This window comes from Arthrobacter sp. R4-81 (genome assembly GCF_054792365.1).
Genome location: NZ_CP096445.1, coordinates 2,278,754 through 2,290,513, shown reverse-complemented (window position 1 = coordinate 2,290,513; position 11,760 = coordinate 2,278,754). Strand labels below are relative to the sequence as shown.

11 protein-coding genes are annotated in these 11,760 nt (G+C 61.8%); 10 read left to right on the top strand and 1 reads right to left on the bottom strand.

Going from position 1 to position 11,760, the window contains the following annotated elements; translation table 11 throughout:
• Positions 1-5: 5 nt before the first annotated feature.
• Positions 6-839: an undecaprenyl-diphosphate phosphatase gene (locus M1E05_RS10775; RefSeq protein ID WP_458113973.1), complete on the top strand. Its 834-nt coding sequence runs from the start codon at positions 6-8 to the stop codon at positions 837-839.
• A gap of 15 nt (positions 840-854) precedes the next feature.
• Positions 855-2,165 carry a cysteine--1-D-myo-inosityl 2-amino-2-deoxy-alpha-D-glucopyranoside ligase gene (gene mshC, locus M1E05_RS10770; protein WP_461162909.1) on the top strand — a complete coding sequence of 437 codons (1,311 nt, stop codon included), beginning with the start codon at positions 855-857 and terminating at the stop codon, positions 2,163-2,165.
• 4 nt (positions 2,166-2,169) lie between these two features.
• On the opposite strand, the gene M1E05_RS10765 is transcribed toward mshC, so the two are convergent.
• Positions 2,170-3,075, bottom strand: coding sequence for a PAC2 family protein (locus M1E05_RS10765; RefSeq protein WP_309106778.1), 906 nt, complete (start codon positions 3,073-3,075; stop codon positions 2,170-2,172).
• Positions 3,076-3,227: 152 nt separating this feature from the next.
• On the opposite strand from M1E05_RS10765, the gene M1E05_RS10760 reads away from it, so the two are divergent.
• The 8 genes from M1E05_RS10760 (at position 3,228) to prcA (ending at position 11,760) form a co-directional block, all read left to right on the top strand.
• Entirely contained in the window at positions 3,228-3,977 is a 750-nt protein-coding gene (locus M1E05_RS10760) for an HAD family hydrolase (protein ID WP_461162908.1), read from the top strand.
• Positions 3,970-5,142 carry a site-2 protease family protein gene (locus M1E05_RS10755; protein WP_461162907.1) on the top strand — a complete coding sequence of 391 codons (1,173 nt, stop codon included), beginning with the start codon at positions 3,970-3,972 and terminating at the stop codon, positions 5,140-5,142. Before M1E05_RS10760 ends, M1E05_RS10755 begins: the two co-directional genes overlap by 8 nt.
• Before the next feature lie 129 nt (positions 5,143-5,271).
• Positions 5,272-6,336, top strand: coding sequence for a tRNA (adenine-N1)-methyltransferase (locus M1E05_RS10750; protein WP_461162906.1), 1,065 nt, complete (start codon positions 5,272-5,274; stop codon positions 6,334-6,336).
• 81 nt (positions 6,337-6,417) lie between these two features.
• Entirely contained in the window at positions 6,418-8,202 is a 1,785-nt protein-coding gene (arc, locus tag M1E05_RS10745) for a proteasome ATPase (protein ID WP_458114469.1), read from the top strand.
• Positions 8,199-9,872, top strand: a complete 1,674-nt coding sequence (gene dop / locus M1E05_RS10740; protein WP_461162905.1) for a depupylase/deamidase Dop — start codon at positions 8,199-8,201, stop codon at positions 9,870-9,872. The genes arc and dop overlap by 4 nt, the downstream gene beginning before the upstream one ends.
• An 84-nt stretch (positions 9,873-9,956) precedes the next feature.
• Complete coding sequence (locus tag M1E05_RS10735) at positions 9,957-10,160, top strand: ubiquitin-like protein Pup (protein WP_458113967.1); 204 nt, start codon at positions 9,957-9,959, stop codon at positions 10,158-10,160.
• A gap of 66 nt (positions 10,161-10,226) precedes the next feature.
• The gene (gene prcB, locus M1E05_RS10730; RefSeq protein WP_461162904.1) at positions 10,227-11,051 is read left to right on the top strand and encodes a proteasome subunit beta; all 825 of its coding nucleotides are present in this window, start codon (positions 10,227-10,229) and stop codon (positions 11,049-11,051) included.
• Between the two features lies 1 nt (position 11,052).
• Positions 11,053-11,760 carry a proteasome subunit alpha gene (gene prcA / locus M1E05_RS10725; protein ID WP_458113965.1) on the top strand — a complete coding sequence of 236 codons (708 nt, stop codon included), beginning with the start codon at positions 11,053-11,055 and terminating at the stop codon, positions 11,758-11,760.

Here is an 11,760-nt window from a genome sequence, read left to right as displayed (position 1 = left end):
TAAACGTGAACTGGATTGAAGCGGCCCTGCTGGGCCTTGTACAGGGACTGACGGAATTCCTCCCGATCTCCTCAAGTGCCCACCTCCGGATTGTCGGTTCCTTCCTGCCTAACGCCGCAGATCCCGGTGCAGCCTTTACCGCCATCACGCAGCTCGGTACCGAGACTGCAGTGATCGTCTATTTCTGGCGCGACATCGTGCGGATCATGGGTGCCTGGTCAGGATCCCTCCGGGGCAGAGTCTCGCGGCAGGACCCTGATGCCCGGATGGGTTGGCTGGTGATCCTCGGCAGCCTGCCGATCATCATCCTGGGCCTCCTGTTCCAGGACCAGATTGAGTCGGTCCTGAGAAGCCTCTGGATCGTGGCAACCACCCTCATCGTCTTCGGGATGATCCTTGCCGTCGCTGACGCCGTCGGCCGCCAGCAGACGGACCTGACCAGACTGACGTACAAGCACGGCATTATCTACGGTTTCGCCCAAGCAATGGCCCTGATACCAGGCGTTTCCCGATCCGGTGGGACCATCACCGCCGGACTTCTGATGGGGTACACCCGCGAAGCCGCCGCCAGGTACTCGTTCCTGCTCGCCATCCCCGCTGTTTTCGGAAGCGGCCTGTACCAGCTCTACAAAGTGGTCTCCAAGGACGGTGTGTCCGGTCCCTATGGATTGCCTGAAACTGCCCTTGCCACCGTCATTGCGTTCGTCGTGGGCTACATCATCATCGGCTGGTTCCTGAAGTTCGTCTCAACCCGGAGCTACCGGCTGTTTGTCTGGTACCGCATCTTCCTTGGAATGGCACTGTACTTGCTGCTCGGTTTCAACGTCATCAGCGCCTAGCACTAGGCTTGGGCTGTGAAATCCTGGAAATCCCGTCCTGTCCCACAGCTGCCCGGGCGTATGCCCACCGTTCAGCTTTTCGACTCGGCTAAAGACTCCGTTGTTGCCTTGGATGGGCCGGGGGAGCCGTCGATGTATGTCTGTGGCATCACGCCATATGACGCCACCCACATGGGGCATGCGGCCAGCTATGTCGCTTTCGATCTCCTGAACCGGGCGTGGCGGGACGCTGGCAAGCGGGTCTCCTACGTCCAAAACGTGACGGATATCGACGACCCTCTTCTGGAACGCGCCACCGCAACAGGGATGGACTGGAGAGACCTGGCTGCCAGCCAGATCGAGCTCTTCCGCTCCGATATGGAGGCCCTCAACGTCCTGCCGCCGGATCATTACGTTGGCGCCGTGGAAGCCATCCCCATGATCGTCCCCGCCATCGAACGGCTGTTGGAGCTCGGACTCGCCTACCGCGTTCCAGGAACCGCCGGAGAGCCCGACGGCGACGTCTACTACGACGTCGAGGCGGCCAGTAAGCATTCGGTAGGAGCGGACGCCTGGACCCTCGGTTCCATTTCAGGCCTCGGCGAGGCCGAGATGTTGGAGCTGTTCTCTGAGCGGGGCGGCGACCCGGGGCGCGCCGGAAAACGGCAGGCATTGGACCCGCTCCTCTGGCGCGTGGCCAGGGAGGGTGAGCCCAGCTGGGCCGGAGGGGAACTCGGCCAGGGAAGGCCGGGTTGGCACATTGAATGTACCGTCATCGCACAGCAGTACCTGCCGGCTCCTTTTACCGTGCAGGGCGGCGGATCGGACCTGATTTTCCCGCACCATGAGATGGGCGCCGGGCATGCCTACTCGCTGTCCGGGCTGCCCCTTGCCCAGCACTTCGCCCATGCCGGCATGGTGGGCCTCGACGGCGAAAAGATGAGCAAGAGCAAAGGCAATCTTGTCCTGGTTTCCAAGCTGAGGGCCGCGGGGGAGAAGCCTTCCGCCATAAGGCTCGCCATCCTGGCACATCACTATCGCACTGACTGGTCTTGGACGGAGGCGGAATTTGCGGAAGCGAAAGCCAGGCTTGCCCGCTGGACGCTGGCTGTTTCGGTAGCACCGGAAGGATCCGGAGCAGGCCTGGTAGCCGCAGTGCGGAGTGAGATGTCGCAGGATCTCAACGCACCCGGTGCCCTGGCAGCTGTTGACCGCTGGGCAGCCAGCGCCCTGGACCTACACGAATCGAAGCAGCGTGATGACGCGGAACTCCAGGGCGAAGGCTCAGAGCTGGATGCGGCGCTGATAAGCGACGCACTCGACGCCTTGCTCGGCGTCCGGCTCTAAACCTCTAGGGCTTGTCCTTGCCGCGACGCTTCAAATAACGCTCGAACTCACGGGCTATGGACTCCCCGCTGGCCTCAGGAAGATCGGCGGTGTCCTTCGCCTCCTCGAGCTGGCGGACATACGCGGCAATCTCCGGGTCCTCGGTCGCGAGCTCGTCCACACCCCGCTCCCACGCGTCAGACTCCTCGGAAAGTTCGTGGGTATCCAGGGGAATCTGCAAGAGCTCCTCGATACGGTGCAGCAGGGCAAGCTGCGCCTTGGGGGAGGGAGCCTGTGCAACGTAGTGGGGCACCGCCGCCCAGAGGGAAATTGTAGGCAGGCCGGCCAGCAGGGCAACTTCCGCAAGTACGCCCACTATGCCCACGGGTCCTTCGTACTGGGAGGCCTCAAGGTCCATCCGCTCCCGCAGCGCATTGTCATCGGTGGAAGCGCTGACGGGGATCGGCCGGCTGTGCGGTACATCGGCCAGCAAAGCTCCTACAAGAACCACGTAGTCGACGTTGAGGGCTTCGGCGTGTACCAGCAGCTCTGCCGTGTAGGCGCGCCATTTATATGACGGCTCTGTGCCCTGCACGAAAATGATGTCCACGTTGGTGTCGGGCGCACTTGCCTTGTAGATCCGCGTTGATGGCCATTTGATCTTGCGCTCACCGGATTGGGTACGCCGGATAGTGGGACGGGTGAACTGGAAATCGTAGTACTCGTCCGCATCAATGGCGGCAACCTTCTTGCCGTCCCAGAGCTTGTTAAGGTAGCGAAGCGCATCGCTGGCGGCTTCTCCGGCGTCATTCCAACCTTCGAAGGCGGCAAGCATCACAGTGATGCGCTGCCCTTCGGGCACAGGCTGCAGCAACCGGTCCGGTTCGACCGTACCCTCCGGCGCCGTGATGTCTCCGTCAAAGCTATTCATTCCTTCACCCTACGTCCAAGAGCCGACGCTACGCATTGAATGAATCGCTGCGAATCAGGATGAAACCAGAGGGGAACCGGGAACCTCAGTCCGGAATTCGCCGAGGGCGTAGCGCGGATAGCCGGCCATTCGCTCCCCGTAGACTTGAAGGCATGCGATCATCAGCCTCCCCGCCCGTACTGAAAGCAGCATTGTGGGACATGGATGGCACCATCGTGGACACTGAGCCCTACTGGATCGAGGCCGAGTATGCGCTGGTGGCAGCCCACGGTGGTGAGTGGTCGCACGAACAGGCGCTCCGGCTTGTAGGGCAATCCCTGGTTTTCTCGGCCGGCATACTGCAGGAGGCCGGGGTGGAAATGTCCCGCAGGGACATCATCGACACCCTGACCGCGCAGGTCATCAGCAGGGTACGGGAGACCGTCCCCTGGCGTCCCGGGGCACGAGAACTGCTGGAGCAGATGCACGCGGCGGAAGTCCGCTGCGCACTGGTGACCATGTCTGAAGGACCGCTGGCCCGGGAAATAGTGGCAAGCCTGCCCAGGCCTTATTTCGAATTTCTCATCACGGGTGACACCGTGAGCCGGGGGAAGCCCCATCCCGAGGCCTATCTGAAAGCCATTGAGCTCCTCCAACAGAATGATCCCGAACTGACGGCAGATGACTGTGTTGCGCTTGAAGACTCCGAACCGGGAGTGGCCGCAGCCGTAGCATCCGGAGCCGTAACTGTGGCCATTCCACACATCATGGCCTTGGCGGAAGATCCCCGCCATGCCATGTGGGACACACTGGAAGGGCGCAGCGTCGCGGACCTCGAGCAACTTGTGGACCGTCGGCGGAAATTCCCGTTGGCCCCATTTCCGGTGGAATCCGCAGAACCAGGGAGTAACAGCGTTGACTGAATCCACAACAGGTTCCCGTAACGGCCGGCGCAACGGGTTCGGCGAGGGTATAGCCCTGGGCCGAATCGCGGGAATCCGGGTGGTGCTGGCCTATTCCTGGTTCGTCATCGCCGCATTTACAGTTTTTGTCTACGGGCCCGTCCTTGCGCAGGATTTCCCGAGGCTCGGAATGACCGCGTACTTCGTGGCGTTGGCTTACGCCTTGCTCTTGCTGTTCAGTGTCCTGGTCCACGAGCTCGCCCACGCGCTGACCGCGAAGATCTACGGATGGTCCACGGACAAGATCGTGCTGAACCTCTGGGGCGGGCATACGAGTTTTGAAGAATTCACGCCGACGCCCGGCCGGTCCCTGATAGTTGCTCTGGCTGGCCCGGCGGCCAACTTCGTGCTGGCTGCCGGTGGCTGGGCTGTGATTTCCGCAGGATCACTGACGGGAGTCGCCGATATTCTCATCAACATCTTCACATGGGCCAACTTCGTGATTGCGATCTTCAACATCCTCCCAGGGTTGCCGCTGGACGGAGGCAGGCTGGTTGAGTCAGCTGTCTGGGTTGCAACGGGAAACCAGGCAAGGGGCACCATCGCCGCGGGCTGGTCGGGGAGGTTGATCGTAGTCGCCCTCATCGCCTTGTTCGTCGGCCTACCAATGTTGCGCGGCGAGCGGCCTGACATCACCCTGATGATCGTCACAGTTCTGGTGGCCGGTTTCCTATGGGTTGGTGCTTCTGCTGCCATTCAGCAGGGCAGGCTGCGGAGCCGCCTGCATCTGGTGGCCGCAGCCGCATTGGCCGAACCCGCCGTCGGCCTCTCCGAAGCATCCACGGTGGCGGACGTCCTGCGTCTTTCACCGGCCGGTTTCCCGGCGGTGGTCCTGTGCGGGAGCGACAGGCGTCCCAAACAGTTGGTGGATCCTAAATCTGTAGCGGCGGTCCCGACCGGGGCAGAAGCAAGTACCCCTGCCAGTGCGGTCTCCTACAACCTCGAGGACGGCGCCTACGTTCTGGAATCGGACAAGGGCCAGGATCTGCTCCAATACCTGTCAAAGCTAAATGGCAGCGAGTATGCCGTGATCGATGACCATGGCATAGTGACAGGCGTGTTGCACAAGCACGCCGTTTTGGACGCGATCACAGGCAGGAAAGCCCAGCGCAACGGGCGCAGATAGGCAGGAACCGGTAGAGTTACCTGCCGGCCATGAAATTGGGCAAGAGCACAATCACCACCAGGCCCGGCTGCCTGGTGCCGGCGCTCTCAATGAGCAGCCAGACAGCATTACAGGAGCGAGGAACAGTCCATGAGCAGCGATCACGCCGCCACCGGTACCACCACAGCCGAAAATCCGGGCTTGGGTACGGCAAGTGCCGAGCCGGTTGGTGCCGCGAGGCGCCGGGGCCCCTTCCGCGAGGGTGAGCGCGTGCAGCTGACTGACGAACGTGGCCGGATGAACACCATCACCCTGGAGGTGGGGGGAGCATTCCACACCCACCGTGGATTCCTGAACCACGATGAGATCATCGGCAAGGTTGACGGCTCGGTAGTGACCAACAACGTTGGCCAGCAGTACCAGACGCTTCGACCGTTGCTGTCGGACTTTGTGCTGTCCATGCCCCGTGGAGCCGCGGTGGTTTACCCCAAAGACGCCGGGCAGATTGTGACCATGGCTGACATCTTCCCCGGCGCCCGGGTGGTTGAGGCGGGCGTGGGCTCCGGAGCCCTGTCCATTTCGCTCCTGCGCGCAGTAGGGGACAACGGCTACCTGCATTCCTTTGAGCGACGTGAGGAATTTGCCGATATTGCGCGTGGAAACGTGGAGACAATTTTTGGTGGTCCGCATCCGGCATGGCAGATCTCCCTGGGCGACTTCCAGGAAGAAGTGGTGCGCAGTGAAGCCCCCGGCTCCGTTGACCGTGTGGTCCTCGACATGCTCGCACCTTGGGAGTGCCTGGACGCTGTGGCAACGGTTCTTGCCCCGGGTGGTGTGTGGATCAACTACGTTGCTACGGTGACCCAGCTGTCCCGTACCGCTGAGGCCATCCGGGCAGACGGTCGCTTCACAGAACCCGACGCCTGGGAATCGTTGGTGCGGGGATGGCACCTGGAAGGCCTGGCCGTACGCCCGGACCACCGGATGGTGGCGCATACCGGCTTCCTGCTGGTAACGCGCAGGCTGGCCGACGGCGTCACCGGCATCTCTGTGAATCGTCGTCCCTCCAAGACGGAGTTCAACGACGAGGACGTCAACGCCTGGACTCCGGGCGCGGTGGGAGAACGTCTGGTGTCTGACAAGAAGCTGCGACGGGCTGCGCGTGACGCCATTGCCGGAACCAATGTGAAGGACGATCCAAAGATCACGAACTAGTCCGTATTTCGGAAAGCTTCAGCAGACCTTGCGTTGTTGGGACTATGGTCTTAATAAGAGCGCAAGAAGGGGCTGATGATCATGGAGATGCCAAACAACGAATCAGGACGGACGCCCGCAGGGGACACGGCAGGTCCAGGAGCCGAGGACGGTGCACGTTACGGCGCCAGCGAACTTTCGGTCGCTGACCGGCAAATCAACATTCTGAGGGACAAACTCCGCCACATCGACCGCCAACTCGCGGCAGCAACGCAAAACAACACGAAGCTCGTGGGCATGTTGGAAACCGCGAAGGCCGAGATTCTGCGCCTGAAGAACGCCCTGGATCAAGAGGGGCAGCCTCCTTACAGCTTCGGGACGATTCTCCAGCTCAATCCGAAGCGGCAGGCTGCGCCGGGCAGTTCCACGCAGGCCGTCACCGAGGAATCGGTAGACATCTTCAACGCGGGCCGCAAAATGCGCGTGGGGATCAGCCCCTTGGTCAACATCAACCAACTGGCCGTCGGCCAGGAGGTGCTGCTCAACGAGGCACTCCTGGTGGTGGCGGGGCTCGGCTTCGAGCGTGCCGGCGACCTCGTAACGCTCAAGGAAATGCTGGGCCATGACCGCGCCCTGGTGGTTGGCCGTGCCGATGAGGAACGCGTCATCCGCCTCTCCGGTCCGCTGATGGCACAAAAGTTAAGGGTCGGGGACGCGCTGTCCATAGATTCCCGTACCGGTTACGCACTGGAAAAGGTTCCACGTGCCGAGGTTGAAAACCTGGTGCTGGAGGAAGTCCCTGACATCACATACCACGATATCGGCGGGCTGGGTCCACAGATTGAGCAGATCCGCGACGCCGTCGAACTCCCGTTCCTGCACCCGGACCTGTACCGTGAACACGGCCTTAAGGCCCCCAAGGGGATCCTCCTGTATGGCCCTCCCGGTTGTGGCAAAACCCTCATTGCCAAGGCTGTGGCCAATTCCCTGGCCGCAAGGGCTGCCGAGCGCACCGGGAATGTGGATCTCAAGAGCTACTTCCTGAACATCAAGGGTCCGGAACTCCTGGACAAGTACGTCGGCGAGACCGAGCGCCACATCCGGCTCATTTTCTCCCGGGCACGGGAAAAGGCCTCCGACGGCAGCCCCGTGGTGGTGTTTTTCGACGAGATGGACTCCTTGTTCCGTACCCGCGGAACCGGAATCTCCTCGGATGTCGAGACCACCATCGTTCCCCAGTTGCTGAGCGAGATCGACGGCGTGGAGCGGCTGGACAATGTGATTGTCATCGGCGCTTCCAACCGCGAGGACATGATCGATCCAGCCATCCTGCGGCCGGGCCGTCTTGACGTGAAGGTGAAGATCCATCGGCCGGATGCCGAGGCGGCAGCGGACATCTTCTACAAATACATCACCACGGACCTGCCCTTCCACGCCTCAGACCTTGCGGAGCACAATGGCGATGTCCAGGCCACGGTTGATGCCATGATCCAGCGCACAGTCGAAGCGATGTACTCCACGGACAAGTCCAACGAGTTCCTCGAAGTGACGTACGCCAACGGTGATACCGAGATGCTCTACTTCAAGGACTTCAACTCAGGTGCGGTAGTCCAGAACGTTGTGGACCGGGCCAAGAAGTACGCCATCAAGGATCTGCTCACCACGGCCCAGAAGGGCATCCGCATAGATCACCTGCTCCGAGCCGTGGTTGATGAGTTCCGCGAACACGAGGACATGCCGAACACCACGAATCCGGACGATTGGGCCAGGATTTCAGGCAAGAAGGGCGAGCGCATCACCTACATCCGTACCATTGTCCAAGGCAAGGCAGGCCAGGAGCCGGGCAAGTCCATCGAAACGATGCCCAATACTGGACAGTACCTGTGACAGCCCGCGCCGAACGCGCTCCAGGTTCTGCCCTGCCGGCGGGCGGCGCCATGAGAGTGATGGGTTCGGAGACAGAGTACGGTATCCATGCTCCCTCTGCGCCTGGAGCCAATGCCACCATGATGTCCGCCCGCGTGATCCAGGCCTACGCCCAGGTCACCAGGCAGCGGGCGGCCGGGGGAGCGGAGACGCGCTGGGATTACACGGACGAGGAACCCCTGCACGATGCCAGAGGCTGGACCGTGGAACGCACCTCTGCCGATCCGAGTCAGCTGACGGACCAGCCGCCGGTCCTCGATGCGGAGGCCATCGCCATGGCCTACGGTCGTGACGAGCTGGACCACGACGGCGACGACGAATCCGGCTCGCTGCTTATGAACATGGTTCTCGGGAACGGGGCCAGGCTGTATGTGGATCATGCCCACCCTGAATACTCCAGCCCCGAAGTGACCAACCCGCGTGATGCGGTGGCTTGGGATGCTGCCGGTGACCTTGTGGTTCTGGCGGCAGTCCGGCGCCTGGCCGCTGACCCCACCCTGCCGCCGATCAACCTGTATAAGAACAACACTGACAACAAGTCAGTCTCCTATGGCTCGCACGAAAACTACCTCATGCCGCGCTCCGTTCCATTCGGGGACATTGTCAGGGGACTTACGCCGTTCTTTGTTTCCCGGCAGATTATCTGTGGAGCGGGACGCGTGGGCCTGGGGCAGGACAGCTCCCGGCCTGGCTACCAGATCAGCCAGCGTGCCGACTTCTTTGAAGCCGAAGTGGGTTTGGAAACTACGATCCGGCGCCCCATTATCAACACCCGCGACGAGCCCCACGCCACAGCCGACAAATACCGGCGCCTGCACGTGATCATCGGTGATGCCAACCTCAGCCAGACGTCGAACTACCTGAAGTTCGGTACTACGGCGATGGTGCTTAGCCTCATTGAGGCGGGCCTGGCCCCGAAAGTGGAAGTCCACGAACCAGTAGCGGCCCTCCAGACTGTCAGTCATGACACGTCCCTAACAGCCACCATCCGGCTTCTGGACGGCCGGCGGGTGACAGCCCTGGATCTTCAATGGATGTACCACGAGGCGGCCGCGAAGCTCTCGCAGGATGCCGGAGTGGCGGATGCGGTGGACGGCGACGGTCACACGCACGCAGTCCTTGAGCGCTGGGCGGCAACACTCAGCCAACTGGACAACGACCGCGACGCCGCCGCTTCCTCCGTGGAGTGGCTCGCAAAACTTTCACTGCTGGAAGGTTACCGGCAACGGGACGGGCTCAACTGGGACAACGCACGCCTGGGACTGATCGATCTGCAGTGGGCGGACATCCGCCCTGAAAAGGGTTTGTACCACCGGCTTCTGTCCAGGGACCGTATGCAGCGCATCGTCGATGACCAGGCCATTGCCCGTGCGGTGGGTGAGCCGCCGTCGGACACAAGGGCGTACTTCCGGGGACGCTGCGTCAGCAGCTTCAGCAAAGACGTTGTCGGGGCCAGCTGGGACTCCGTCATCTTCGACGTTCCGGGTTACGGACGGCTCCAACGCGTACCCACGCGGGAACCGCTCCGGGGCACTGAAGCACTCACCGGCGGACTGTTTGCCCGTCATCATGAGGCTGCTCCCTTCCTCGCGGAGCTCCTTGGACTGGGCACCACTCCGCCACCGGGATAAAGCCACCCGCAGGGGCCTCCGGCGTGGCACTATTGGCTTACAGGATGTCCCTGGAGGAATTGGGGACTCTCAGAAGGAGGAACAATGGCAGGCCAGGAGCAGCAACAACCGCAGTCACGGGATAGTGAAGTTGACGAGGACATCCCCGCAACCCCTCCCGCTCCTGCTGAGGCCCAAGCGTCAGCCGCCACACAAGGCGTTGACGACCTTCTGGACGAAATCGACGGAGTCCTCGAATCCAATGCTGAGGAATTCGTTCGGGCCTTCGTCCAAAAGGGTGGCCAGTAAGCGGACGCGCGCCAGTGCCCAAAGGGCGAGGAAAACGTTGATTCACCACGTTGAAGGAGTGCAGCAGTGCAGGAAACTACAGCCAACCAGGTAGCGGCCAATACGACGTCATCGTTCACCGAACACCTGCAACGCGACAGGCCCGGACTGCTGCCCTTCAACAATCCTCTTCCAACGGCGCAAGCCGGGTCCGCCCAGCCGCTGCAGGTTCCGCACGCCACCACTATTGTTGCCCTGACGTACGCCAGCGGCGTGCTCATGGCCGGTGACCGCCGGGCCACCATGGGAAACATCATTGCCAGCCGCCACATCGAAAAAGTTTTCCCCGCAGACCAGTACTCGGTCCTTGGTATCGCCGGTACCGCGGGGATTGCCATCGATATCACCAGGTTGTTTCAGGTGGAACTCGAGCACTACGAAAAAATCGAAGGCACGTTGCTCAGCCTGGACGGCAAGGCCAACAGGCTGGGCGCAATGATCAGGGGAAACCTGCCCATGGCTTTGCAGGGGCTCGCCGTGATTCCACTGTTTGCCGGCTTCGACACTCAGGCGGGAGTGGGGCGGTTGTTTTCCTACGACGTCACCGGAGGGCGCTACGAGGAACAGGAACACCACACGGTAGGATCCGGCTCCATGTTTGCCCGCGGGGCGCTCAAGAAACTGTGGAGTCCAAACATTTCCGAGGATGACGCGATCCGGGTGGCTGTCGAATCCTTGTATGACGCGGCCGACGACGATTCCGCCACCGGGGGTCCGGATCCTGTCCGGCAGCTATGGCCGGTGGTGTACACGGTGAACCGTGCAGGTGCCCGCCGGGTCTCTGAGGCCGTCCTGGCTGAAGCCGCCCAACGGGTCATAGAGTCACGGGCTTCGGCTCACAGGGAGTCCTGAGATGACCCAGCAGTTTTATGTATCTCCCGAACAGCTGATGAAGGACCGTGCGGATTTCGCACGGAAAGGGATCGCACGCGGCAGGTCCGTGGTGGTCATCAGTGGCGCTGACGGGATAGCTCTTGTTGCCGAGAACCCCTCGCCTTCCCTCCACAAGATCGGCGAAATCTACGACAAGATCGCCTTTGCCGCCGTCGGAAAGTACAACGAGTTCGAAAGCCTCCGTCAGGCAGGTGTGAGGTATGCGGACGTACGGGGGTATTCCTACGATCGTGAGGACGTTACCGCAAGGGGCTTGGCCAGCGTTTATGCCCAAAGCCTCGGGGCGGTCTTCACAGCTGAACAAAAACCCTTCGAGGTGGAGCTCGCTGTCGTGGAGGTGGCCAGCCGCCAGGATGAGGACCATCTGTACAGGCTGACCTTCGACGGTTCCATTGCGGACGAAAAGGGTTTTATCGTGATGGGTGGTCAGGCCGAACAGGTCTCGGCAGCCGTCGAAGCAGGCTGGCAGCGGGAACTTGACCTTGCCGGCGCAGTCCGGTTGGCCATGCGCGGTCTTGTCACTGATAAGGACGCCTCGGCCTTGCCTCCCTCGGCTGTTGAAGTAGCGGTCCTGCACCGGGAGTCGGAGACTGCACTCGGCACGCGCCGGGCGTTCCGCCGCCTTGGAGACGCCGAGATCGCGGAACTCCTAGGTGAGGGGAACTGA

Excerpts from the sequence above, each read along its gene's own strand:
- prcA (WP_458113965.1), top strand. The coding sequence starts at position 11,053 with ATGACCCAGCAGTTTTATGTATCTCCCGAACAGCTGATGAAGGACCGT.
- M1E05_RS10760 (WP_461162908.1), top strand. The coding sequence starts at position 3,228 with ATGCGATCATCAGCCTCCCCGCCCGTACTGAAAGCAGCATTGTGGGAC.
- M1E05_RS10765 (WP_309106778.1), bottom strand. The coding sequence starts at position 3,075 with ATGAATAGCTTTGACGGAGACATCACGGCGCCGGAGGGTACGGTCGAA.
- M1E05_RS10735 (WP_458113967.1), top strand. The coding sequence starts at position 9,957 with ATGGCAGGCCAGGAGCAGCAACAACCGCAGTCACGGGATAGTGAAGTT.
- M1E05_RS10750 (WP_461162906.1), top strand. The coding sequence starts at position 5,272 with ATGAGCAGCGATCACGCCGCCACCGGTACCACCACAGCCGAAAATCCG.
- arc (WP_458114469.1), top strand. The coding sequence starts at position 6,418 with ATGGAGATGCCAAACAACGAATCAGGACGGACGCCCGCAGGGGACACG.